Here is a 25037-nt window from a genome sequence, read left to right as displayed (position 1 = left end):
GGCCCGTGACCGGCGGCTCAGGCGGGTGCGGCGAAGAAGAACGACTTCTGCGACCGCAGCAGCCCGTGCTCGGTGAGCGTGAACAGGTCCACGAACTCCACCTCCCGCCCGGCACCGGTCACCCGCCCGACCACGACCACCCGCCCCCGCGCCGAGAACACCTCCTCGACCACGTGCCGCCCACCATCGAGCGGGCGTTCGGCCTGGTAGGACTCGATCTGCGCCCTCCCGCGCACCACCCCGACCACCGGCGACCGCAACTCCGCCTCCGCGTCGAACAACGACCCGTACCCGTCCATGTCCCGCCGGTCGAGGTACTCGTAACTCAACCGGACGTGCTCCACCCCCACGGTCGTGACCACGTCGCCGGGTGGCCCGAACCCCTGCGGCCCGTTCACCGACATCTCCCCATCCCCTCCCTAGGCGTCCCTGCGCCCACCACCCTCCTCCGGCGTGATCAAAGATCGTTATCGCTGCGGTATCACGAACCCCGTGCGGGCCGGATCGCCAGTCTTTCGGGTGGTTGGGCGGGTCTGGAGGCATGGTCGGCGGCGCTGGGGCCACCCCTTCCCGGTCAGTGAGGGCCGGGTGGGCGGCGTGCCGCCGGCGGGGTCGGCACGCGGCTGCCCGGTCAGCGCGCGCCGGCCAGCGGCATCAGGTAGACCAGCACGTCGTCCACGCCGTCCAGGCACAGCACGTCGTGGGCCACGTCGTCGTAGAAGCCGCCGATCACGCCGAGCGCCAGCCCCGTGGACGCGGCGACCAGGGCGAGGTTCTGCGCCAGGTGGCCGGCCTCGGCGAACGCCAACCGCAGGGCCCGCAGGCCATAGGCCTTGCGCAGCACGCCGACCCGCGCGTAGAGCGCCAGCAACGCGGGCGTGGTGGCCGGGTCCACCCGGTCCTCGCCGTCACCGAACCACATCGAGGCCGCGCGCACGTCGTCCACCGGCGGCGAGGCCGCCACCCGCAGCAGCGTCCGGCGTGCCTCGTCCACGTCGTACACCCCCGGCTCCAGGCCGCTCACCCGCCACGCCACCACGCGCAGCCGGGCGCTGTGCCGCGCACCCGCGCTGGGGTACGGCCTGCGCCCGTCCGGCAGGGCGCCTTGCGCCGTCCAGAGCAGCGTGGCGAGCTGCCCCGCGTCCAGCGACCCGGCCAGGTCCGCACCCCGCGCGGTGCGGCGGGTCAGCAGCGCGTCGGCCAACCCGCCGGGCACGGGTGCGGCCCGGGGCAGCGTCACGTCCGGCCACCACGACGAGGTCGACGGCGTCGCGGCGACCTCACGCGGACCCTGGCCCGGCACGCCGGGGTGGAACTTGCTGGCCGCCAGGTAACGCCGGTCGGGCGCGGCCGCACCGTCCTCGTGGAACCCGGTGGGCCCGTCGGGTGCTTCGGCCGTCATCGCCACCAGTCGGCACGCGGTGCGCTCCTCCTCCGGGTCGAGGCCCAGCCGGTTGCACAGCATGTGCAACTGCGAGGCCCAGGCGTGCCGGGGCAACCGCGCCGACCGCACCTGCTCCACCCAGTACGCCACCGCGCCCGTGGCGTGCGCTTCGAGCCGGTCCCACCGCGCCGCGAGGTGGGGCGCACGCGCCTCGTGCACCGTGCGCGCGGCGAGGTGGGAGCTCACGCCGGGCGGTGCGACGGGCTCGTGCGCCTGCCGCCACCCCGTCGCCAGGGCACGCAGCCACGACGCCGCCTCCACCCGGTCCATCCCGAGCGCGACGGTCGTGGCCATCACCAGCTCCACGGCCGCGGTGAACTTCGACGCCCCCGACCGCAGCACGGCCACCGCTACCTCGGTGCTGCGGCAGAACACGTCCTCGGCCACCGGCAACGCCGCCGGACCGCCGTACCGCGCCACTTCCGGGACGTACGGAGCCTCGCGGACGTCACCGTGCGGCAGCCAGTCGGCGGACACCTCGCGCACCGGGTGGTCGGTCCGCTCGACGAGCGCCCGCAGCGCGGCGGCCAGGTCCACCGCCGCGTCACGCGCCCGGACGCGCAGGTGCGGGCCCTGCTCCCAGTACCGCACGTAGAACCAGTCGCCGACCCGTCCCGCGGCGCGGTGCCCGTCCAGCTCCGGCGCGAGCACGTCGGCGATGAACGCGTCGACGTCCGCCGCCGCCCACGACAGCCGCACGTGCACGCTGGTCCACGTCATCACGTCTCCAGAGGGGTGAGGTCGTAGGTGAAGCCCGCGCCCCGGGTTCGGCCGACGAGCAGCAGGTAGAGCAGGGCGTGCGACGCGGGCGCGCCGACCAGGGCCTCCAGCGGGCCGTCGTCGGTGCTGCGGGCGGGCCGGCAGAACGCACCCGCGCCCGCCGCCGCCGTGCACACGTGCTGCGCCGTCGCACCGGCCGCGCGCAGCAGCGCCCGGTAGCCGTCCGGACCGCCGGACGCCACCGCGGCGGCCGGGTCGCCGGTCGTGACCAGCGCGAGGTTCATCGAGGCCACGTGGATCGTGCCGGGCGGGTGCCCGAACACCGGCTGCAACGCGGGCACCGCCGGGCCGGCCGACACCAGCCGCAGCCCGCCGTCCACGGCGTACCAGCCGTCGGCGACGCCCTCGACGTCGCGCACGGCCAACCGGTGCCGCAGGTCGTCGCGCACGGGCGACCCGGCGGGCGGTCGGGTGATCGCCTCGACCACCGCGTCCAGCACACCGACGGGCAACGGCCGGGGATCGGCCGCGATGCCCCGCGGACCCACGCCGGAACTGCGGACCGGAAGCCGCGAAGCCGGGGCGGCCTCGGCCATCCCGTCGAACGCCACGGTGACCGTCAACCCGGACACCCGCGCGGTCAGCCCGAGCCGGGCCGCGTGCTCCACCAACGCCGCCGCAACGTGCCCGACCTCCAGCTCCGTGAGCACGTCGCCGAACTCGCGGTAGCCGGGGGAGAGGCGGTCACGCCTGCGGACCAGCTCGACCCGCACCGGGCCGTCGACCACGGGCGTGCCGTCCCCGACCAGCGCCCGGCGCACCGGGTCGAGCAGCCACCGCCCGGCCACCACCAGGTCGACCGTGGCCGCGGCCCGCGCCGACGGGTACGCCCGGTGGTCGTTGTACTGGTTCCACGGCTCCCACCGCAGCGGTGTCGCCACGTCGGTCAGCAGGCGCGCCAACGCCGGGCCGAAACGCCCCCGCACCGCCGCCAGCGGCACGCGCGGCCCGGACGCGGCGGCCGTGCGCGGTGACGCGCCCGGTTCGACCACCCGCCCCGGCCCGTGCGCGTAGGCGGCGGCCAACGCGTCGGCGGTCACGGGAACGGGTGGGGCAGCGGGGGACCGGCCAGGCGCAGCCGCGGTATGCCGTGCGTGCGGCGGTTCAGCTCGCCGAACGTCATCGGCACCGTGCCGGGCACGATGACCTTCGCCGAGTGCAGGCCGAGCCGGTCGCGCACCACCGGGTCGCTCTGGTCGACCGCGATCACCTCCAGCCCCAACGCTTCCCACGCGCGCACGTAGTGCTCCAACACCGCGTCCAAGTCGTCCAGCGGCACGTCCGGCACGGTCGGCTCCACCGGCGGTCCGGGCGTCAGGAAGTCGTACCGCCGCGCGGCCTCGGCCAGGCCGTTGACGTTGACGTGGTCGTCCATGCCGCGGATCAGCCGCGGTTCGCGCAGCAGCCGACGCAGCCGGTCCCGGTCGTAGTCGCCGGGTTCGACGCGGTAGCGCTTCGCGCCCGCCTCCACGTCCATCGCGACCTCGGCCGCCGCCGACCGCATCGCCGCGTCCGGGTCGAGCCCGGCGCCGGCGGCGAAGAACGCGTGCGGCCACCGGGGCGAGCGCGCGAGCGACAGCACGGACGGCACACCCATGTCGTTGGTGGCGTCGTACAGCTCCAGCCGGTAGCCGAGCTGCTCCAACCGGTCCGCGAGGTGCGCGGTCACGTCGTCGCGCACGCGCAGGCTGCGCAACGGGGTCCGCTGGTACCAGGCCATCAGGAACGCGTCCCGCTCGGCGACCTCGAACAACCCGTACAGCACCGCCTCGGTGAGGCTGTTGCCGGTGCCGCACCCGTTGGACGTCTCGTCCACGAACCGCGCGCCCTCGCCGTGACCCCAGTAGGCCACGTGCTCCGGCACGGCGACCGGCCGCCCGCGGGTGTAGGACCAGCCGTGCACCCACCGGGTCGGCACGTCCGGGCGGTACGGCACGACGTGCGGCGACTCGTGGTCGGGCAGCCCGAGCCGCACCGGGTCGAGCGCCCGGTCGCCCAGCTCGGCGTACGACGCCTCCAGCACCGTGGTGACCCCCCGGGGCCGCATCCCCGCGTGCCGCTCCACGGCCTCGTACAGCGCGACCCGTTCGGCCTCGGCGTAGTCGGCGGTTCGGCCGAACCCGGCCTGCCCGCCGCCCAGCTCGGCGCTCACCGCGGCCACGGTCAGGTCGCCGATGCGGTGCATCCCGCCGACCGGGCCGTGCCGGAGGTCGAACAGCTCGTGCTTGAGCGCGTCACCGGCGGTGAGGGGGTTCGGGCCGCGCAACGTGCCGGGTACCACCGGCACGGGCCCGCGGACCACGGTCCGCGGACCGTCCTCGGGCAACGGCCCGCACGTCGGGCAGCCGCCGGACCTCGGCCGGACCCGGTGCTCGCCGACCGTGGCCAGGTCGGTCCGCACGGCGATCACCTTGTCGCGGTAGGCGTCCGGCTCGGCCGACACGCGGTCCACCAGCGCCGCGAGCAACGGCCGTACCGCCGGCGACGCCAAGCCGCCCAACCGCATCCCCGGGTCCTGCCGCGGCACGGACGGGCCGAGCGCCGCCAACCGGGCGTCCTCCGCGCAGCGCACGCACACCCCGTCCGACACCGGCCCGATCAGCACCAGCGCGCCGTCGAACCGCACCGGCAGCACGGGACCGCCCGCGCCGATCCCGTCCAGGTCGCCGAGCGCGTAGTCGGCCAGCTCCACCACCCGCACGGTCACCGGCCGTCCTCCGCCACCGCGAACGCCACCAGGCCCGCCGCGTCGAGCACCGGTCCGAGCGGCACGGGCTTGACCTCCGCCGCGAGCGCGCGCAGGTCCTCCTGCAACGCCTCCTCGCCGTCCCGCAGGCCGTACGGCCAGTGCCAGTCCCGGTTCGTCCACGGCGCGGCGGCCCCGTCGGGTTCGGCGAACGGCGCCGCCCCGCACAGCACCACGGTCTCGCGCACCCCGGCCTGCGCCCGCCCGGCGGCGGCCATCGCGGCGAACGCGACGGCGTCCGCCGCCCGCGCCTCGACCGACCAGGACAGCTCCTCGCCGTCCGCCCGCACGACCGCGCGCACCACGTGCGGCCCGAGCCTGGTCACCTCGACCTCGGCGGGCAGGGCGAACCGGAGCACGACGGCCTTCCACCACCGCCGCGCGGTCGGGTCGCCCGACCACTCCTCCTCGGCCACCGGTGCGCCGCCGAGCCGCCGGACGGCCGTGCGCAGGGCCAGTCCCAGCGCGTGCACGCGGTCCGCGCCGAGCACCACGCCGTCCGGTGCGAGCGCCCGTGCGGCGCGCAGCAGGGCGTCGAGCCGGGCGGCGCGCTCGGTCGTGCCGAAGCCGACCGCGTCACCGGCGGCGGCCAGCTTGACCGGCAACTGCGGCAGGTCGCGGGGCCGGGGAGTGGGCACCGGGCCCAGCTCACGGTCACCCAGCACGTCCAGCAGCGTGCCGTTCGGCTCGCGGGGCCGGACCGCCGACAGCCACGGGTGGTACTCGGCGTGCAGCGGGTCGACCCGGGCCACCAGCACGGCCTGGTGCGGCGGCCCGGTCGGCGGCACGTCGCTCCACATGTCCACCACCTCGGTCGACGGGTCGGGCAGCCCGCCCACCGCGCACACCAGCCGGTGCGCCGCGGCCGACCCGACCAGCGCGGCCAGCACCTCCGGCGGACCGCCCGGCGCGCCCGCCAGCCGTTCGGCCACCGCCGCCGCGTCGGCCGCCACGTCCGCGAGCGTACCCGGCGCGACGACGAAGCCGACGTCGGCGGCGCACCCGGCCGCGACCGCGTGCCCGCCGGCGACCAGCAGCAACCCGGGACCGCGTCGACCGGGTGCGACCCGCAGGCCCGCGGCGACCAGGGCGCGGCGCGCGTGGCCGGCCAAGGCGTCCTCGCCCGTGACGGCGACCGTCGCCGACCGCAGCCGCCGCCACGCCTCCAGCGGCGCGGGCGCGACGGAGTCCAGCCAGCTCGCGATGTCGGCGGGCGGCGCGTCGCCACCCCAGTCGGCGGGCACCTCGACCAGCATGTCGTGCTCGTGGAGCTGGCCGATGAGCAGGTCCAACGCCCGCGCCACGGCCGGCGGCGCGTGCTCCGGCACGGTGAGCCGGTCGGGCGGCACGCCGTCGGCCAACGGACCGGCCAGGCGCTCCCAGATCGTCCACAGCCCCGTGCCGCCGTCGAGGGTGAAGCTGGACCGCCACCCCCGCACGTGCAGGCCGGTCGGGGTGGGCGTCGCGTGCACGATCGGCCGCAGCCGCACCAGCACCTCGCTCATCGGGCCACCTTCGCCATCTGCGCCACGTGCTCGGCCCACGCGATGCCGGTGATGCGCTGCGCCGCCCGCACGACCAGGCTCGCCGCCAGGTAGCGCTCCACCGGCGTCACGTCGCACACGGCCAGCAGTTGGTAGAGCATGTTCGTCCCGAAGCGGTAGACGGTCACCGGCCGCCGGTAGTCCGGGTGGTCGAAGTCGACCTCCCGCAATTTGGCGTGGTAGTCGCTGATCCGGTCGGCGTGGTCGCGGTGCCAGCGCCGGATCGCCTCCTCCTCGTCCATCTCCAGCGCGCGCTCGCCCAGGTGATGGGAGTACGCGGTGGGCAGCTCGCCGCGGTCGAACACCTCCTCGATCACCGCGCGCGTGCGGTCCGTCCACGCCACCCACGGCGTCGGGACCGTCCCCTCGGCCACGTCACGCACCGTCCGCACCACCTGCTCGGCGTTGCGCTCCCACACCGCGTCGAACCGGGCGCGCAGCACCCCGCCGGGATCGCTGTGCAACAGGAAGCCCTCCAGGTGCGACAGGAACGAGTGGTAGCCGTTCACCAGGCCCGCCGGGAACCGGCTCGCGTGCGCCGTCATCGCGACGATGGCCAGCCGCACCCGCGCGGGGCTGTCGGCGTCCGCGGCCACGGCGTCGCGGATCGCGGGCACGCCCAGCCGCAGGCACCGCGTGCGCAGGTTCACCAGCACGTCGGACAGCAGCAGCCGGCGCAGGGCGGTGAGGTCCGTGGGCTCGACGACCACGGTGTTGTCCGGGTGGATCGGCTCGTACGGCGGCGGGACCAGCTCGGCGATCCCGTTCTGCCGGGCCTGCGCGAGCAGCACGCCGTGCTCCATGTCCACAGTGGACGGTGAGGTGGCCAGGTGGTCGCGCAACCGTGCCGCGACGAGGTCCGCGACCTCGTCCGGACCGTCCAACCGCACCCGCACGTGCGGCCCGTGCAGCCAGTGCCGCTCCACGTGCCCGGTCGCGCCGGCGCGCTCGGCCTCCGCGAGCGCGGGCAGCACGGCCTCGCGCAGCAACGGCGCCTTCACCGGGTCGTGGTAGTAGCAGACGACATCGGTCACGAGGCCCTCCAGTACGTTTCCGCGATCAGTTCGACCACCCGGCCACCGGCGGCTCCGGGCACGGGCAGCGCCTCGGTCAGGCGCACGCCGTCCGGGAACCGCGCGAGCAGCCGCGGCAGGCAGCGCAGGTGCAGCGGGTCGCCCAGGTCGGCGTACTGCGGTTTGCCCGCCGTGAGGGCGCGTTGGTAGGCGTCGGCCGACGCCGGTCCCCGGTCCGGTCCGACGAAGACGTGCTCCGGCAACCCGTGCCGGGCGCGCAAGAGGGCCACGTCGAGCGCCGAGCGCTCCTCCGCGCCCACCGCGGGCGGCACGGCGAAGTCCCACGAACGGCGGGCCAGCACGACGTCGCCGTAGGTCAGCCGACCCCGTGCGGTCACACCGCCGTCGGTCGTCGCGGCACGCAGCCGGTCGAGGTCCACCCAGCCGCAGGCGAGGTCGGAGTACAACGCCACCTGCCGGTCGGGCAGCGCCAGCGGGATCAGGAAACCCAGGTAGAGCACGTCGAGCGGGACACCGCGGTGCGTCACCCGCACCTCGTCGGCCACGGGGTCGTGCCGCACGTCCAGCTCGTCGGCCGGGAGGTCGGCCCACCGGGCGTCCTCACCGACCTCGCGCGCCCCGAGCAGCGGGTGCAGGTTGGCGTTGAAGCCCCGCACCGGCCGGAACTGCACCGGGTCGACGGTGTGGCGGCGCACCTGGCGGGCCACCGCGTCCCGCGCGCCGGGCAGCACGTCGAGGAAGCGGCTGGTGAACTTGCCGAACCCGGCGTAGACCCGGTTGACCACGAGCCGCCCGTCGTGGGTCGGCTGGGCGAAGAAGCCGTACGAGCCGGTGCGGCGGGTGGCCCACGCGGGCAGCAGGTCGGCGGCGGAGGCCAGTACGTCGTCGGTCACCACGCCGTCGTGCACCTGCCCGGCCAGCTTCTCGCGCAGGTCGAGGACGGCGCGCACGTCGGGGTCGTCCAGGGCGTCGGTGTCCATGGACTCCTGCCACGCCCGCGACAGCGGCGCGGAGCAATCGGCCAGGGTCGCGACACCGCCTTGGCCGAACCGCTCCACGAACCGGGTCCGGATCAGCCGGCGCAGCAGCACGTGCTGGTCGAACGCCACCAGCAGCGGGGTCAGGCGGGTCAACGCGGGCGCGGCGCCGGGCGGCACGGGCACCGGTTCGGGCAGCACGACGTCCTCCACCACCGGCGTCACACCGGTCAGGTCCGCGCCGAACCGGTCGCCGAGCGCGCGCCAGCCCTCGGCCAGCTCCGCGAGCACGGCCACGCGGGTCGGCGGGTCGGCGGTGGCGAAGGCGGCGGTGGTCGCGGCCAGCGCGGTCAACCGACCGGCCGCCTCGCCGTCGGTCGGCGCGAGCCAGGCGGCCAGCGAGCCCACCGCGTCCGGGTCCTGCGGGTGGATCGGGGACACCGGCACGAGCAGCCCCAGCTCCAGGGTCTTGGCCACGAACGCGGCCGCCGCGTCCGGCTTGCTCAGCTTCGCCGCCAGGGCATCGGCGACCCGGTCCGGCGGCAGCCCGTCCGGCCCGGCCGCCCGAACGACCTCGACCACGAACCGCAGGGGGCGCGTCGCCGCGACGTCCACCTCCTCCTCCCGGACCACCTCCGCCCGGCCGACGCCCTCGACCGGGACGTCACGGCGGAACAGCAGCCGCCCGTCACGCTCGCGCAGCCCCGGCGCGAGCCGGTGCGGCAGCCGGGGGCCCAGCGCGTCGACCACCCGCGTCACCAGCAGGCGGTGCACCGCCGGGTGCGACACCGGCTCGGTGGCGGGCCAGGGCCCCTCGCCCCACACGCCCCAGCCGACGTGCGTGTACCAGGACAGGGGACTGGTCTTGGCGGTGGCGCGCAACGCGTACCGCAACACGGTCGGCTCGGCCTTGCGCGCCTTGCGGTCCGGCTCGCCGCGGCCCCGCGCGGTGCGGTCCAGGCCGTGCAGCAGGTCGGGTCCGGTCAGCGCGCTCGCGCGGCGCAGCGCATCGGTCGCGCACACCTCCGCGAGCCACCGGCGTGACGCCGCCAGCTCGCCGGGCCACGCGGCCAGCACCGCGTCCACCGCCCGGCTCAACTCCTCGTGCGCGGCCAACCAGCGTGCCAACAAGGGCACCCGTTGCGGCAACGTGCCCAACTCCGTCGCGCGCGGAACCCGGCCGTTGTGCACATCGCGGCGCAACGGCAGCACGACCTTCTGGTGGAACGCGGTCGAGTGGCCGCCCGCGCTGTCGTGCAACGCGTCGGCGAGGTCCGGTGCGAGCGCCGCGATCCGGACCCGCGCCGCGACCACCGCGTCCAGCCCCGCCCGGAAGCCCGACGCGACCGGTCGGGGGTGCGGCAGCGCGGCCACCCGGACCAGCGCGTACGGCGCGAGTTCGGTGGTGGTGCGGTCACCGGCCATCGGCGTGCTCCCCCCTCAAGGTGGTGCCGGGAGCGCCCGCGTGCGGACGCTCCCGGCTCCGGCTCGACTCAGCCCTGCGTCGGCAACTGCGGCTGCTGGCAGCAACAGCACGAGGTGCCGCTGCACGAGCACGCCGCCGCGGAGGCGCCGGTCTCGGGCAGCGCCACGGCGTCGCGCATCGCGGTGACCGCCAGGTCGCCGAGGTCGAGCTCCGAGTCGTCGAAGGTCAGGTCCATCGGTTCACGTCCTTTCCGGAACGGGGGGTGCGGCGCGGCCGGTCGGCCCGCCGCGTCGGGTGGTGCTGGTCGGCCCGGCCGGGGGCCGCCCCGCGCCCCGTCGCGGCGACCGGACCGCGTCGCCTGCGGCGGTGCGGTTGTCCGAATCGGGTTCCGGCGGGGTCGTCGGGTGCCCGCCCACGGCGCGGGCGTCGAGCGGCACGCTGTCACCTGCCGGTATACGTCCGGTATGCGTGGCGGCGCCCGGTCGTCGCCCGCGTTCGGGTTCCCGTCGGACACCTCCGACCACGACCTACCGTGTGCGGTGGATGATCGAGTTCGACGTGGGGAGATCCGGGGTGTCGATCTGTACGACGTCGCGCGTGCGACGGGACGTCGCCGTCCGGCTGTTAGGCGGGCCCGCCGTGAGCGGGCCGAGGGCGGCCGACGTGGTGCCCGGAGGGGTGAAGTCGCGGACGTTGTTGGCCGCGCTGGCGCTGGACGCGGGGTCGGCCGTGTCCACCGAGCGCCTGATGGACTACCTGTGGGAGAAGGAACCGCCGCGAAGCGCGGTGAAGAACCTCCAGCTGTACGCGTCCCGGCTGCGGCGCTGCCTGGACGCGGCGGACGCGGGCCTGGCCCGCCTGCTGGTGCACGTCGGCCACGGCTACCGGCTGGACGTGCCCGCCGAGGCGGTGGACGTGCTGTGCGCGGGAGGGTCGCTGCGCCGCGGCGTGACCTGCCTGAAGCAAGGGGATCCGGGCGGCGCGGTGACCGCGTTGACCGCCGCGTTGTCGTGCTGGCCGGTCGACGGGCTGGTCGGGCTGGTGCCCTCCGGGCCGATGACGGCGGTGGCCGCGCTGTGGCGGGAACGCCGGATCGCCGCCGTGGAGCACCTGGCCGCGGCGAAGATCGCACTGGGCGCGTGGGAGGAGGCGGTCTACCTGCTCGCGCCCCACGCATCCGCCCACCCGACCCGGGAGTCGACGCAGGTGCTGCTGATGCGCGCGTTGATCCACCTGGGCGACCGGGTGGGCGCGATCGACGTCTACCAGCGGCTGTGGCGGGTGCTGGACTCCGACCTCGGCATCCGGCCCGGCGGTGAGGCGCGGGCGGTGTTCGAAGGGCTGTCGAGCAACGCCTGACGCGGCCGGTCGCCGATGGTGCCGGTGATCGTGGCCTTGATCGCGAGCGCGGCGCCGGACCGGGCCCACTCGCTGAAGTCGAACGGCCGCACGTCGAGCACGACCTGGTCGGGGTCGCCCTCGTAGGTGTCCTCGATGCCGTCGTGCACGAGCGGCGACGCGATCTCGTACAGCGGCAGGCCGTCGCCGGTGAGCAGGATCTTCTGCGGGTCGACGACGTTGGCGACGGTGCCGATGAGCACGCCGAGGGCGTAACCGGCCTCGTCGAACACCTGCCGCGCCGCCGGGTCGCCCGCGCGCGCCAGCTCGACGGCCTCGGCGTAGGTCGGGCGACCCGGCAGCCGGCGCAGCATCACGTGCGTCATCAGGTAGCTGGAGATGCAGCCGCGCCGGCCGCAGCCGCACCGCGGTCCGTTGCCGTCGACCAGGGTGTGGCTGAAGTGCGGCGGCAGGCCGTGCGAGCCGGTGACGAGCCCGCCGTCCACGATCAGCCCGGTGCCGACGCCCGCGCCGATTGTGATCACCGCCAGCGACTTCAGGCCCGCGCCGGGACCGAACCAGTGCTCGGCCGCGGTGAGCGCCTGCACGTCGTTGTCCACCGCGGTGGGCACGCGGGTCGCCCGCGACACCGCCTCCTCCAGCGGCACATCGTGCCAGCGCAGGAACTCGTCGCGGGCCACCAGGCCGTCCAGCACGATCCCGCCCAGCGTCACGCCGATGCCCGTGACACCGGGGAAGCGGCCCGCGAGGTCCGCGATCTGCGCGACGACGTCGTCCGGTGCGGAGGAGCGCAGCGGCTCCTCGGCCGTCGCGACCGGGGTGGCCGTCAGGTCGGTGACGGTGGCGAAGAGCCGTTCGGCGGTCAGCTTCACGCCCAGGAAGCGGTGGGCCGCGCCCCGCACGTGGAGCAGCTCGGACGGCCGACCGGCGGTGGCGCGCGGTCCGGTGTCGCCCTCGACCAGCAGGCCCCGGGCCACCAACGCCTTGGCCACCCGGGTGAGGGCGGGGCGGGACAGTCGCAGCCGGGCGGCGATCTCAACCCGGGACAGCGGGCCGTGGACCAGCACCTCCAGCAGCACGTCGCGCGCGACGTCGGACAGCCGCGGCCAGGAGGAGGTGGCACGGGTGCCCGCTTCGGAGATCACGGCTCGAACATAGCGGCCATCCGGGACCGCTCCCAGGCATGGAGCGGGACGAATCGGCTCATGAGGTGTCGAGAGCCATGAGAAGCGGGATCGCCCTGATCGTGGCCGCGCTGCTCGTCGGCGCGGGCTTCGGGCTGACGGTGTTGCCGCAGGCCCAGGCCGCGGTGGGGCGGCACGTCAGCGGTACCAGGATCGTCGAGGCCAACGGGCAGCCGTTCGTGATGCGCGGTGTCGACCACCCGCAATCTGGTTCACCGGCCGCACGAGTTCGTTCGCCGACATGAAGGCCGCGGGCGCGTGGTACTGGGCAGCGGCAAGCGGTGGGGGCCGTCGACGGACGTGCCCGCCCTGATCGACCTCTGCAACCGCAACCGGGTGATCCGCGTGCTGGAGGTGCACGACACCACCGGTTACGGCCAGGAGGACCACGTCGGCTTCCATGTACTCGGTGATCAACACCGCCTCCGGCATCGTGGACTACCTCAACCGCTCCCAGGCCAACGGCCGGCCGCTGGTCGTCGGCGAGTTCGGGTGGAGGTTCGCCTCCGGCGAGGTGGACGACAAGACGATCGTCCGCGAGGCCCAGGCACGCGGTCCGGGCTACCTGGCGTGGTCGTGGAGCGGCGACTCCGACCCGATCCTCGACGTGGTCGCCGACTTCGACCCGGCCCACCGCGGGGACGTCGCCGAGCAAGGGCTGGACCGTCACGTGGACCTTCGCCGACGGGCAGGCCGTCACCACCGGCGGGTCGACCGTGACGGCACGCAGCGCGAGCTACCACGACAGCCTCGCCACGGGTGCGAGCACCTCGTCGCGCGGCGCGAACACCGCCCCGACGGCGTCCTGCACCGCGAGCTGACCGGTCACTCGAACCGGATGGACTCCGCCCGGGGGTACTTGCGGCCCGGCGACGGCACCGGCGACCCGGTGAACGACACCGCCGTGCCGGTGGGCAGCATTGCCACGCCTACCGGCAGGTCGTCGCGCGAGGCGTACCACGAGCCGCCGCGGGTGTCGGTGATGAAGCCGTGCGCCTGCCCGGCCTTCCACCCGGTCACCGTCCCGCGCCGACGGCCGCGCGGCGTGCCCGCGGGTGAGGCCACCACCTCGCTGGACCGGACGAACGGGCGGCTCAACGGGTAGTCGGCGCGGTCGGCGGGCGCGAACAGGTCGTCGAACGACGGCGTCAGCGTCGCCGCCGCCCGCAGCGGCGCGGCACTGCGGGGCGTCCAGGCGGGCAGCGCCTCGGGGGCCGACCGGTCGTCCACGACCGGCACCACCACGCCCACGCCCCGACCGGTCAGCCGGGTGGCCAGCGGCGTGAAGTCGGCGTCGCCGGTGATCAGCACGACCCACTGCAACGGCACGGTGGTCGCGCGCTCCCACGCCTCCAGCGCGAAGTGGACGTCGACGCCCTTCTCCTTGCCGCCGTGCAGCGGGAGGTCGTGCCGGGTGACGCCGGCGGCGGCCAGGGCCCCGTCGAACGACGCCGCCGGCGTCTCGATGCGGCCGCGCACGTAGTGCGCCTCCCGCACCACGCAGTCTTCGAGGGCCGTGCCGGTCTCGGTGTGCAGGTACCAGCGCAACGCGTCGTGCAGCCCGTCCAGCGCGATCCGGGCCGCCCGCGGATGGGCGGTGGCGTAGTAATCGCTCAGGTACGCGAACCACGTCCCGTCGTAGAACACCCCGATGCGCACGATCTCCCCTGCTGGTTTGGGCCGTCAGCGAAGGGATACACCATGGCGGTGACCACACCCGAACCAGACCCCGTCACCGCGGCCGCCATGGAGGAGGAGCCGGACTTCGCCGACGAGCACACCCGGCCGACCTACGCCGACGACCAGTCGGACTCCGCCAACACCGCACCGGACGAGTCGACCCCCGACAGCGCCGGCGGGATGGACCCGGCCTAGCCGCCCGTCGGCGCACGGCCCCGCGCCGCGAGACGACGGTGGTGGAAGCGGGCGAGTGCGGCGATGCCCGTCAACGACACGGCGGCGCTCCCGGTCAGCGCCACCACCGCGCCCCGGTCGGCGGTCGGGGTCTCGTCCAGCAGCACCACGCCGATGCCCGCGGCGACGATCGGGTTCACCACCGTCTGCCCGGCCACCACCAGGTCCGCCGGGCCGCTCGCGTACCCCAGCCGGATCAGCGACGCGCCGACCAGGAACGCCACCGCCGGCCCGATGAACGACACCCACGACAGCCTCGGCAACGAGGTCGCCACGTCCCGCACCAGCACGGCCACCAGGCCGTACGCCACACCCGCGCCGGCCGCGAGCGCCGGCGCCCGCGCCGTGCCGCTGCGCGAAGCGCCGACGACGACGAACGCGCACACCACGACGGCGACCACCTGACCGGCCCGCAGCGCCACGGCCGGCGCCACGTCCGTCGTCACGGCGGACCGCGCGGCGACCGCGACGAACGCGGCCACCCCGCCCGTCGCCGCCAGGACGGCCACCGCGGAATCCGGCGTCACCCGGCGCACCCCGATCGCCGCGATGATCGGCAGCGACAGCACGGCCAGCGGTGCCACCACGGTCACCGGGGCCAACGCCAGGGCCAGTACCTGCAACACGGCCGCGACCGCCGGCACCGAGAACCCGAGCAACCACCGCCGGTTGCGCGCGAGCCGGGTGAACCCGCGCACGGTGAGGTCGCCGACGTCCCGCACGCCGCTGTGCTGCAGTGCCGCGCCCACCGCGCTCAGCACCGCACCCGTCAGCGCGCACAGGATCGCGATCCCCACCCGACCGGGTAGGGGCCGTTCCGGCCGTCGGGTGGGGCGTCAGCTCCCCGGCACGAAGTCGGCGTCGTCGAAGTCGCGGATCAGGAACGTGCCGTCGTCCGGGTCGACCAGCACCGTCAGCTCGTAGCCGGGCCGGATGACCGGGTCGAAGCGGACGGTGACGGTCGTGTCGAACGCCGGCACGTCCGGCCCGCTGATCCGCACGGTGACGACGATCTCCGGCATCTCGCCACCGTCGCTCCTCGTCGCGAGGACCAACCCGGTCGCGGGCAACCCGACCGCGTCGAGCCGCAACAACCGCCGCCGGGCCCGCGTGGCCCCGCGCCACACCCCGATCCCGACCGGCACGAGGAACAACGACAGCACCCCGCCGACGACCAACTGCCCGGACTCGATCCCGTCGTCGCCGTACCCGAACGCCGCGATCACCGGCCCGACGCCCGCGATCACCACGCTGACCACCCGCCACACCACGTTGGGCCCACGCCCCGCCGGGTGCACCTCCACGAAACCACCACCGGCCATGACCGGACGGTACCGGCACCGCGGTCGGCCCGGACGGGCTTTGCCGCCGGACCGGCGAGCACCTGGTCAGGCGCTGCCGCCGCGCACGAGTTCGGTGGGCAGCAGGAGACCGGGTTCGTCGTCGCGTCCGTGCTCGACCTGGCGCAGGCAGCGGGCGACCAGTTCGCGGGAGATGCGTTCGACGGGGATGCGGGCGGTGGTCAGGGTGGGTTCGGTGACCAGTTCGACGGCGCCGCCGTCGAAGCCGGTGACCGCCAGGTCGGTGCCGACCCGCAGGCCCAGGGAGTGCGCGACGTTGACGACCACGGCGGCGATGGCGTCGCTGCCGGTCACGATGGCGCTGGGCGGGTTCTTGCCGCCGAGCAGTTGCCGCGTGCGGCGGCGGATGTCCTGGTGAGGGCCGCGGAAGAGCGACGTCTTGGGCACCCGGATCCCGTGGTCGGCGGTGCGCCGGACGAAGCCGTCGAGGCGTTCGGCCTTCCAGTACTGGTCGCCGTCGGGCCCGAGGTAGGCGAACCGCCGGTGGCCTTCGGCGACGAGCAGGTCCACCACCGCGCTCATGCCCGCCGCGTTGTCGACGTCCACCCAGTGCTGGGGCAGGTCGGGCGCGAGGCGGCCGAGGCAGGCGAAGGGGATGCCGCTGTCGGCGAGGAAGCGCGCCCGCTCGTCCTCGACGCTGGACTCCGACAGGATGACGGCGTCCACGGCGTGCCGGGCGACGAGGTCCTTGAACACGCCGAGCGGGTCGTCGCGGCGGTGGGTGAACACCAGCACCTGGTGGTCGACGTCGGCGCCGGCTTTGACCAGGGAGAGCAGGAAGTGCAGGGTGAAGCCCTGCGCGCGGTCCAGCTGCTCGCCGAAGATGTGGTAGCCGAGCTGCATGGTGCGCCGGGAGCGCAGGGTCTGCGCCGCGCGGTTGGGCTGGTAGCCCAGCTCCCGCATGGCGGCCGTGACCTTCTCGTGCGTCACGGCCGAGTAGTACTCGTCGCGGCCGTTGAGCACGTTGGACACGGTCTGCCGGGACACGCCCGCGGCGGCGGCGACGTCGACGATGCTGACGCGTCGCTTCCCCTGGTCCGATCCGCCTCTGGGCACGAGGCCACCTCCCTGCACCCGGTCATGATTCACCGAACGTGACGACCCGGGCACATTGAACGATCAATGTTGCGGACTCGTTACCGGCGACACCGTTGACCCGAACGTGACCCTGCTGACATCTTCCATGGAACGTTCAATGTAAGACCCGACCGATTCCAGGAGGGCCTGCGTGTCCCGTGCTCCGCTGGTCACCGCACCGGCCGTCGAGGTCGCCGACCGGATCGTCCACCTGCGCGCCGACGGCGTCAGCCTGGTGTTGCGCTGTGAGGGCTCCCGGTTGCCGCACGTCCTGCACTGGGGCGTCGACCTCGGTCCGGACGCCGACGTGGAGGCGTTGGCCTCGGTCAGCGTGCCCGCGGTGGTGCCGAACGCGACCGACGAGCCGGCGGCCGTGGCGGTGATCCCCGAGCACGCGACCGCCTGGCCGGGCGCACCCGGTCTGCGGGGCCACCGGGACGGCCGCGACTGGTCGCCGCTGTTCTCCGTCGAGAGCGTGGTCGAGGACGGCGGTTCGTGCCTGGTCCACGCCACCGACCTGGACGCCGGGCTCGCCCTGGACCTGGAGATCGGGCTGACGCCCGCGGGTCTGGTGCGGCTGCGGGCCACCGTGCGCAACACCGGTGACACCACCTACACCCTCGACGGGCTCGTGCTGGCCCTGCCCCTGCCCGCGCGCGCCGACGAGCTGCTCGACCTCACCGGGCGCTGGGGGCGCGAGCGCACGCCGCAGCGCAGGCCGTTCGGCGTGGAGGCGCACGTGCGGGACAGCCGGCGCGGTCGGACCGGGTCGGACGCCACGCTGGTCCTGGTCGCGGGGGAGCGCGGGTTCGGGTTCCGCCGGGGCCGGGTGTGGGGCGTGCACGTCGCCTGGAGCGGCAACCACCGCACCTACGCCGAACGCGTGCCCACCGGCGAGGCCGTGATCGGCGGCGGCGAGCTGCTGCTCGACGGCGAGGTGCGCCTGGCGCCGGGGGAGACCTACACGACCCCCGAGGTGTTCGGCTCCTGCGGCGACGGCCTGGACGAGCTGTCCGCCCGCTTCCACCGCCACCTGCGGTCGAGGCCCCACCACCCGGGCGGCCCGCGTCGCGTCGTGCTCAACACGTGGGAGGCGGTGTACCACGACCACGAGCTCGACCGGCTGCGCGCCCTGGCCGACCGCGGCGCGGAGGTGGGCGCGGAGCTGTTCGTGCTCGACGACGGCTGGTTCCGCAACCGGCGTGACGACACCGCGGGTCTGGGCGACTGGTACGTCGACGAGTCGGTGTGGCCCGACGGCCTGCACCCGCTGGTCGACCACGTCCGCTCGCTGGGCCTGGAGTTCGGGCTGTGGGTCGAGCCGGAGATGGTCAGCGCCGACTCCGACCTGCTGCGGGCGCACCCCGACTGGATCCTGTCCACGGGTGCCCGCCGTCCGCCGCTGGTGCGCGGCCAGTACGTGCTCGACCTGACCCGCCCGCAGGTGCGGGCCCACCTGCTGGAGCGCTTGGACGCCCTGGTGACCGAGTACCGGATCGCCTACCTCAAGTGGGACCACAACCGCGACCTGGTCGACGCGGGCGACTCGCGCACCGGTCGTGCCGCGGTGCACGCCCAGACGCTGGCCGCCTACGGCCTGCTCGACGAGCTGCGCCGCCGCCACCCCGGCCTGGAGGTCGAGTCCTGCTCCTCCGGCGGGTCGCGGGTGGACCTGGGCATCCTGGAGCGCACCGACCGGGTGTGGGCCAGCGACTGCATCGACGCCCTGGACCGGCAGGGCATCCAGCGCTGGACCGGGCTGTTGCTGCCGCCCGAGCTGATCGGCTCGCACGTCGGCGCGGCCCGGTCGCACACCACCGGGCGCAGGCACGACCTGGCCTTCCGCGCGATCACCGCGCTGTTCGGCCACTTCGGCATCGAGTGGGACCTGGTCGCGGCCGACCCGGCGGAGCTGGCCGAGCTGGCGCGCTGGGTGCGGTTCTACCAGCGGGTACGCGGCTGGTTGCACCGTGGGCGGGTGGTGCGCGCGGACTCGCCGGACCCGGCGGTCCTGGTCCACGGCGTGGTGTCCGATGACGAGGCGCAGGCGTTGTTCGCCGTCGTCGCGATCGCGTCGGGGACGACCACCTCGCCCGGCCGGGTGACCCTGCCCGGCTTGCCGCCCGGCGCCCGGTTCACCGTCCGCCCCGTCGACCACGCCGACCTGCCGCCGTCCACGGCCCTGGTCGGGGTGCCCTGGCTGGCCACCGGCGCGCGCCTGTCCGGGCGGGAGCTGGCCGAGGTGGGTGTCCAGGTCCCGCCGCTGCACCCCGAGCAGGCCCTGCTGCTGCACCTGGTGCGGGAGGAGCGCTCATGACCGCCGCACACCCGGCCCGGCGCGGCGACCTCCGGGTGGCCCTGCTGTTCCTGCTGCCCGCGGGCTTCGGCTTCGTGCTGTTCTACGCGTGGCCCGCGTTGCAGACGTTCTACCTGAGCTTCACCGACTACAGCCTGCTGGCCGCGCCGAACTGGGTGGGCGCGCAGAACTACCGGGCCGCGTTCGGCGACGCCAGGTTCGGCAACGCGCTGCTGGTCACCGTCGAGTACGTCGTGATCAACATCGGCGTGCAGACCGCCGTGGCGCTGCTCATCGCGGTGCTGATGCACCGGCTGACCAAGTCGTCGCTCGTGCGGGGCCTGCTGTTGCTGCCGTACCTGATCGCCAACGTCGTGGTCGCGCTGGTCTGGTACAACATGCTCGACGCCCAGCTGGGCATCGTGAACGCGGTGTTGTCGTGGGTCGGCGTCGACCCGGTGGCGTTCTTCGGCGAAACGTCCACGGCCATCCCGACCATCGCGCTGGTCAACGTGTGGCGGCACATGGGCTACACGGCCCTGCTGCTCTTCGCCGGCCTCCAGGCCATCCCCAAGTCGGTGTACGAGGCCGCGGCGATCGACGGCGCGTCGGAGTGGCGGGTCTTCCGCAGCGTCACGCTGCCGCTGCTGCGGCCGGTGCTGGCCATGGTGCTGGTGCTGACCGTGATCGGCTCGTTCCAGATCTTCGACACCGTCGCCGTCACCACCAAGGGCGGCCCGGTGGACGCCACCCGGGTCATCTACTTCTACATCTACGAGAAGGCGTTCCAGCAGTTCGACTTCGGCTACGCGGCCGCGCTGTCGGTCGTGCTGTTCGTCATCCTGGCCGGCTTGGCGGTGGCGCAGCTGCGCCTGCTGCGCGCGGGCAGCTCGGACCTGGACTGAAGGAGCCGGTGATGACCTCGACCGCGATCGGCCCGACCTGGCGGCGGGCGCTGGGCTGGGTGGTGCTGACCCTGCTGGTGCTGATCACGCTGTTCCCGTTCTACTGGATGCTGCGCGTGTCCCTTTCGGACAACCGGGCGTTGGCGGCCGACGCCGGCTCGCTGCTGCCCGCCGGGTTCACGCTGGGCGCGTTCGAGCGCGTGCTCGGCCTGGCGTCGCTGGAGGAGGCCCGCGCGCAGGGCGGGTCGGGCGCGTCGATCGACTTCTGGCGCTACCTGCTGAACTCGGTGCTCACCTCGACCCTCATCACCGCGGGCCAGGTGCTGTTCAGCTCGATGGCCGCCTACGCGTTCGCGCGGCTGCGCTGGCGCGGGCGTGACGCGGTGTTCTTCGTCTTCCTCACCGCGCTGATGATCCCGCCGATCTTCACCGCGCTGCCCAACTTCGTGCTGATGCGCGACCTCGAGCTGCTCAACACCTACGCGGCCGTCGTGCTGCCGTTCTTCTTCATGACGCCGTTCGCGGTGTTCTTCATGCGCCAGTTCCTGCTCGGCATCAGCCGCGAGGTCGAGGAGGCCGCGCGCATCGACGGCGCCGGGCACCCGAGGATCTTCTTCCGGATCGTGCTGCCGATGAGCCGGGCCCCGCTGACCACGCTGGCGCTGCTGGCCTACATCACCGCGTGGAACGAGTACTTCTGGCCGCTGCTGGTCGGCCAGGGTGAGGGCGTGCGCGTCCTCACGGTGGCGCTGGGCGTGTTCCGCTCCCAGACCCCGCAGGGCAGTCCCGACTGGGCCGGCCTCATGGCCGCCACCCTGCTCGCGGCGCTGCCGGTCATCACGCTGTTCGTCGCCTTCGGGCGCCGGATCGTCGACTCCATCCAGTTCTCCGGCATCAAGTAGCCGTCCCGACGCGGGTGGGACAAAGGAGTTTTCACCGTGCACAACAAGTTGTCCAAGCCGGCCGCACTGGCCGCCGCCGTCTCGTTGGCGCTCGCCGGCTGCGCGGGCGCGCCGGGTGGCGGCAGCGGCTCCAGCGAGATCACCTACTGGCTGTGGGACGCCAACCAACTGCCCGCCTACCAGGCGTGCGCCACCTCGTTCCAGCAGGCCAACCCCGGCACCACCGTCAAGATCGAGCAGTTCGGCTGGGCCGACTACTGGAACAAGCTGACCACCGACCTGGTCGCGGGTACCGCTCCGGACGTGTTCACCAACCACCTCAACTACTACCCGACCTACGCCGCCAAGAACCAGTTGCTGCCGCTGGACGAGTTCGTCTCCCGCGACGCCGTGCCCACCGACGTCTACCCCGAGGGCCTGGCCGACCTGTGGACCGCCCAGGACGGCAAGCGCTACGGCCTGCCCAAGGACTTCGACACCGTCGCGCTGTTCTACAACAAGAAGATGCTCGCCGACGCGGGCGTCGCCGAGGCCGACCTGGCGAACCTCACCTGGAACCCGCAGGACGGCGGCACCTACGAGAAGCTCATCGCCCGGCTCACCGTGGACGCCAACGGGGTGCGCGGCGACGAGCCCGGGTTCGACAAGTCCAAGGTGGCCGTGCACGGGTTGGGCTTGGACGAGAACAACGGCGCGGGCGTGGGCCAGCAGATGTGGAGCATGTACGCGCTGAGCACCGGCTGGACCTACACCGACAAGAACCCGTGGGGCACGGAGTTCAACTACGACGACCCCCGCTTCCAGCAGACCATGGCCTGGTACCGGGGCCTGATCGACAAGGGCTACCTGCCGAGCCTGGCCACGGCCCGCTCCGGCTCCAGCGTCAACGACGCCTTCGGCGCGGGCAAGTACGCGTTGAGCACCAACGGCTCCTGGATGATCAACGCCTACTTCGGCCACGACGGTGTGGACGTCGGCGTCGCGCCCACCCCGACCGGCCCGTCCGGCAAGCGCGCGACCATCTTCAACGGCCTGGCCGACTCCATCTACACCGGCACGGACAACCGCGACGGCGCCTGGAAGTGGGTCAAGCACCTCGCCTCCGCCGAGTGCCAGAAGACCGTGGGGGAGAAGGCCGTGGTGTTCCCGGCCCTGCCCGAGGCGCTCGCCGTGGCCAAGGAGACGTTCGCCGCCAAGGGCGTGGACATCACCGCCTTCACCAAGCCCCTCGACGAAGGCGCCACCCACCTGTTCCCGATCACCGACCACGCACCGGAGGTCGCCGCCGTCATGGGGCCCGCCATCGACGCCGTGCTGACCTCCCAGGCCGACCCCGCCTCGTTGACCCAGGCCAACGAACAGGTCAACGCGCTGTTCCGCTGACCGCCCGTCCCCGGCAACCACAACCCCGTGGAGCACTGATGCGACACCGATCCGCAAGATCCCGGACCACCACCGTCGCGGTGACCGCCGCGCTGGTGCTGGCCGCCCTGTCCCCGATCCCCGGCTCGCCGACCGCCGCCGCCCAACCCGCGCCCACCGCCGAGACCCTGCGCGTGGACCTCGCCGACTCGACCGGCGCGTTCCGCGGCGGTGCGACCGGCATCCTCTACGGCCTGGGCGACCCCGGTGTGCCCTCGCGCGACCTCATCGCGGGCATGAAGCCCCGCACCATCGCCCAGAAGCCGCCGGACGGTGAGCAGCACCCCAACGGTGACGCGCTCGTCGTGGCCGACGACCTGTTCGCCTCCGGAGGGGCCGACGTCTTCATCAACTCCCAGGACATCTACAGCGCCTGGCCCTACCAGGACCTGGGCATCGACGACTACCTCGCCCGGCTGCGCCCGCAGTTGGAGAAGGTCGCCGCCCGACCCGACCGCGACCGGTTCGTGTGGACGATCTTCAACGAGCCGGACTGGATCTGGTACGGCGACTGGGCGACGAAGAAGGACAGGTTCCTCGCCGACTGGACCAAGGTCTACCGGACCGTCAAGTCGGTGCTGCCGAACGCGCGCATCGACGGACCCGGCGAGGCCAGTTACAACCCCGGCAGGCTGCGCGACTTCCTCACCTACGCCAAGGCGAACGACGTGCTGCCCGACATCGTCACCTGGCACGAGCTCAGCCCGGACTCCCTCAACCACTACCGCGCCCACTACGACGACTACCGGGCCATGGAGAAGTCCCTCGGCATCGGCCCGCTGCCGATCAACATCACCGAGTACACCAACCGCCGCGACACCTCCGTGCCCGGCCAGTTGATCCAGTGGATCACCATGCTGGAGGACACCAAGGTCGACGGGCAGATGGCGTACTGGTCGCTGGCCGGCAACCTCAGCGACCAGGCCGTGCGCACGGGCCGCGCCAACGGCGGCTGGTGGCTGACCAAGTGGTACGCCGACCTGTCCGGTGACACGGTCCGCGTCACCTCGCCCAAACCCAGCACCCGCGACACCCTGCAAGGCCTGGCCACCCTCGACCGCGGCGACGCCGAGGCCACCGTCCTGCTCGGCGGCACCGCCAACCCGGTGGACGTCGCCGTCACGGGCCTGGACCGCAAGACGTTCGGCGGTCACGTCGACGTGCGCGTGTCCAAGACCACCTGGTCGGGCTACGAGGGCGACGCCGGCCAGCCGCCGGTGGTGGCGGCCTCCCGTGTCCGGGTCTCCGACGGCAAGATCACCGTCAAGGTGCCCGGCGGCGACCCCCTGGCCGCTTACCAGGTGATCGTCACCCCGGCCGGCCTGGCGCCGGCCCCGGCCGCGAACGCGCCGTGGACCTCGAGCCACGAAGCCGAATCCGGCCTGGTGGAGAACGCCCGGGTCGTCGACCAGTCGGACCCGTCGGGCTGGCGGTACACCACGTCCGGCGGCAAGGACGTCGGCTACATGAACAACGCCGGTTCCCGCGTCACGGTCGAGGTCGACGTGCCGCGCACCGGGACGTACCGGCTGGGCGTGCTGTACGGCACGGGCGGGTTCGTCGGCCGGCAGGCCCTCTACGTCGACGACTCCCACCGCGCGACCCTCACCTTCCCCGCCACGCTGAACTGGCAGTACCGGGGCCGGCTCGACACGCCGGTCCAGCTCACCGCCGGTCGGCACCGCATCTCCCTGCGCACCAGCGAACCCACCGGTTTCCTCGGCGCGCCCTCGGACGTCGCGCTGGACCGCCTCGACCTCACCGAGGTCACCAGCCCGGAGCGGGTGACCTACCAGCTGTCCGACTCGCGCCGCACCGGCGGCTCCGTCGACCGCGGGGTCCGCGCCCTGCGCGCCCTCGTGCCCAACGCCGTGGTCTTGACGCCGGGCGATGCGGTCACCACCTACGTCTCGGCCGCCGAGGACGGCTACTACGCGTTGTCCACCACGTGGTTCGGGGCCGGTCGCGGCAAGCTCGGCCTGACCCTGTCCGACCGCCGCGTCGCCGGCGGCGACCTGACCACCGACCGGGCCGGCGCGTGGACGGGCACCACGACGGTGCACCTCAAGGCGGGCGTCACCGAGGTGGTGCTGTCCAACGAGGGCCGCACCCCGCTGGTCCTGGGCGCGCTCACCCAGGTCCGCGACACGGCGGCCGACCGGCTCGCGGTCCGGGTCGAGGCGGAGAGCGGGCAGCTGGGCGGCGCGGCGGCGACCGCGCCCGGCCGGTGGGCCTCCGGCGGTTCGTACGTCGGCTACCTCGGCAACGGCGGCACGCTGACCGTGGCCCGGCCGGACGCGCTGCGCGAGGCGGGCCAGTACAACCTGACCGTCGCGTACGCCCAGGCCGAGAAGAACACCGGCCACCCGTACAACACCGACGCGATCACCAGGTACCTGGACGCCACCGAGGCGGGCGGCGGCACGACCCGTGCGCCCTACCGCCACAACTACACCTGGGACGGGTTCTGGGCCGAGACCTCACCGCTGGACCTCACCACCGACGGCGGCGCGCTGACCTTCGGCAACGCCACCGGCTGGGGTCCGAACGTCGACTGGGTCCAACTCGCCCCGCTCGTCGCGACGACCTCGGTCACGCCGCGGCGCTGAGGTCGGAGCACCCCCGGCCGGATCCCCATCCGGCCGGGGGTCACCCGCCTTCGACGT

At 74.1% G+C, this 25037-nt stretch carries 21 protein-coding genes; 8 read left to right on the top strand and 13 right to left on the bottom strand.

Annotated features, from left to right (window positions below; all coding sequences use genetic code 11):
* Positions 1-17: 17 nt before the first annotated feature.
* From LZG04_RS17075 to LZG04_RS17040, 8 genes are all read right to left on the bottom strand, one after another.
* Positions 18-398 (bottom strand): nuclear transport factor 2 family protein, encoded by a 381-nt coding sequence (locus LZG04_RS17075; protein WP_233818076.1) that lies wholly within the window; start codon positions 396-398, stop codon positions 18-20.
* A gap of 233 nt (positions 399-631) precedes the next feature.
* Positions 632-2164 carry a thiopeptide-type bacteriocin biosynthesis protein gene (locus tag LZG04_RS17070; protein WP_233818074.1) on the bottom strand — a complete coding sequence of 511 codons (1533 nt, stop codon included), beginning with the start codon at positions 2162-2164 and terminating at the stop codon, positions 632-634.
* Entirely contained in the window at positions 2164-3264 is a 1101-nt protein-coding gene (locus LZG04_RS17065; RefSeq protein WP_233818072.1) for a hypothetical protein, read from the bottom strand. The genes LZG04_RS17070 and LZG04_RS17065 overlap by 1 nt, the downstream gene beginning before the upstream one ends.
* Positions 3261-4931 (bottom strand): TOMM precursor leader peptide-binding protein, encoded by a 1671-nt coding sequence (locus LZG04_RS17060; protein ID WP_233818070.1) that lies wholly within the window; start codon positions 4929-4931, stop codon positions 3261-3263. The genes LZG04_RS17065 and LZG04_RS17060 overlap by 4 nt, the downstream gene beginning before the upstream one ends.
* On the bottom strand, positions 4928-6475 hold the full coding sequence (locus tag LZG04_RS17055; RefSeq protein WP_233818068.1) for a hypothetical protein: 1548 nt from the start codon (positions 6473-6475) through the stop codon (positions 4928-4930). The genes LZG04_RS17060 and LZG04_RS17055 overlap by 4 nt, the downstream gene beginning before the upstream one ends.
* Positions 6472-7548, bottom strand: a complete 1077-nt coding sequence (locus tag LZG04_RS17050) for a lantibiotic dehydratase C-terminal domain-containing protein (protein ID WP_233818066.1) — start codon at positions 7546-7548, stop codon at positions 6472-6474. The genes LZG04_RS17055 and LZG04_RS17050 overlap by 4 nt, the downstream gene beginning before the upstream one ends.
* The gene (locus LZG04_RS17045) at positions 7545-9950 is read right to left on the bottom strand and encodes a lantibiotic dehydratase (protein ID WP_233818064.1); all 2406 of its coding nucleotides are present in this window, start codon (positions 9948-9950) and stop codon (positions 7545-7547) included. The genes LZG04_RS17050 and LZG04_RS17045 overlap by 4 nt, the downstream gene beginning before the upstream one ends.
* A gap of 68 nt (positions 9951-10018) precedes the next feature.
* Complete coding sequence (locus LZG04_RS17040; RefSeq protein WP_233818062.1) at positions 10019-10186, bottom strand: thiazolylpeptide-type bacteriocin; 168 nt, start codon at positions 10184-10186, stop codon at positions 10019-10021.
* 362 nt (positions 10187-10548) lie between these two features.
* On the opposite strand from LZG04_RS17040, the gene LZG04_RS17035 reads away from it, so the two are divergent.
* Positions 10549-11310 carry a BTAD domain-containing putative transcriptional regulator gene (locus LZG04_RS17035; protein ID WP_233818060.1) on the top strand — a complete coding sequence of 254 codons (762 nt, stop codon included), beginning with the start codon at positions 10549-10551 and terminating at the stop codon, positions 11308-11310.
* Here LZG04_RS17035 and LZG04_RS17030 read toward each other — a convergent pair.
* Positions 11214-12455, bottom strand: a complete 1242-nt coding sequence (locus tag LZG04_RS17030; RefSeq protein ID WP_233818058.1) for an ROK family transcriptional regulator — start codon at positions 12453-12455, stop codon at positions 11214-11216. The genes LZG04_RS17035 and LZG04_RS17030 overlap by 97 nt on opposite strands.
* Positions 12456-12532: 77 nt before the next feature.
* On the opposite strand from LZG04_RS17030, the gene LZG04_RS17025 reads away from it, so the two are divergent.
* Positions 12533-12739 carry a hypothetical protein gene (locus LZG04_RS17025; protein WP_233818056.1) on the top strand — a complete coding sequence of 69 codons (207 nt, stop codon included), beginning with the start codon at positions 12533-12535 and terminating at the stop codon, positions 12737-12739.
* Between the two features lie 580 nt (positions 12740-13319).
* On the opposite strand, the gene LZG04_RS17020 is transcribed toward LZG04_RS17025, so the two are convergent.
* Positions 13320-14153: an NYN domain-containing protein gene (locus tag LZG04_RS17020; protein WP_233818054.1), complete on the bottom strand. Its 834-nt coding sequence runs from the start codon at positions 14151-14153 to the stop codon at positions 13320-13322.
* Positions 14154-14195: 42 nt separating this feature from the next.
* Between LZG04_RS17020 and LZG04_RS17015 the strand changes: the two genes are divergently transcribed.
* Positions 14196-14369 (top strand): hypothetical protein, encoded by a 174-nt coding sequence (locus LZG04_RS17015; RefSeq protein WP_233818052.1) that lies wholly within the window; start codon positions 14196-14198, stop codon positions 14367-14369.
* Here LZG04_RS17015 and LZG04_RS17010 read toward each other — a convergent pair.
* The 3 genes from LZG04_RS17010 to LZG04_RS17000 form a co-directional block, all read right to left on the bottom strand.
* A complete protein-coding gene (locus tag LZG04_RS17010; protein WP_233818050.1) occupies positions 14366-15205 on the bottom strand; it encodes a hypothetical protein in 840 nt (279 codons plus the stop codon). The two genes, LZG04_RS17015 and LZG04_RS17010, sit on opposite strands and share 4 nt — an antisense overlap.
* A gap of 39 nt (positions 15206-15244) precedes the next feature.
* Positions 15245-15730: a hypothetical protein gene (locus tag LZG04_RS17005; protein WP_233818048.1), complete on the bottom strand. Its 486-nt coding sequence runs from the start codon at positions 15728-15730 to the stop codon at positions 15245-15247.
* Between the two features lie 66 nt (positions 15731-15796).
* Positions 15797-16825, bottom strand: coding sequence for a LacI family DNA-binding transcriptional regulator (locus LZG04_RS17000; RefSeq protein ID WP_233818046.1), 1029 nt, complete (start codon positions 16823-16825; stop codon positions 15797-15799).
* Between the two features lie 172 nt (positions 16826-16997).
* On the opposite strand from LZG04_RS17000, the gene LZG04_RS16995 reads away from it, so the two are divergent.
* From LZG04_RS16995 to LZG04_RS16975, 5 genes are read left to right on the top strand one after another with little or no spacing between them, the layout of a single operon-like run.
* Positions 16998-19163, top strand: coding sequence for an alpha-galactosidase (locus LZG04_RS16995; RefSeq protein ID WP_233818044.1), 2166 nt, complete (start codon positions 16998-17000; stop codon positions 19161-19163).
* Positions 19160-20047, top strand: coding sequence for a carbohydrate ABC transporter permease (locus tag LZG04_RS16990; protein ID WP_233818042.1), 888 nt, complete (start codon positions 19160-19162; stop codon positions 20045-20047). Before LZG04_RS16995 ends, LZG04_RS16990 begins: the two co-directional genes overlap by 4 nt.
* 11 nt (positions 20048-20058) lie before the next feature.
* Positions 20059-20949: a carbohydrate ABC transporter permease gene (locus tag LZG04_RS16985; protein ID WP_233818040.1), complete on the top strand. Its 891-nt coding sequence runs from the start codon at positions 20059-20061 to the stop codon at positions 20947-20949.
* Positions 20950-20985: 36 nt separating this feature from the next.
* Entirely contained in the window at positions 20986-22332 is a 1347-nt protein-coding gene (locus tag LZG04_RS16980; protein WP_233818038.1) for a sugar ABC transporter substrate-binding protein, read from the top strand.
* Positions 22333-22370: 38 nt separating this feature from the next.
* Entirely contained in the window at positions 22371-24980 is a 2610-nt protein-coding gene (locus LZG04_RS16975) for a CBM35 domain-containing protein (protein ID WP_233818035.1), read from the top strand.
* Positions 24981-25037 lie beyond the last annotated feature (57 nt).

It is taken from the genome of Saccharothrix sp. S26, assembly GCF_021390395.1.
In the GTDB taxonomy this organism is placed as follows: domain Bacteria; phylum Actinomycetota; class Actinomycetes; order Mycobacteriales; family Pseudonocardiaceae; genus Actinosynnema.
This window is presented reverse-complemented; position numbering and strand designations above follow the sequence as displayed.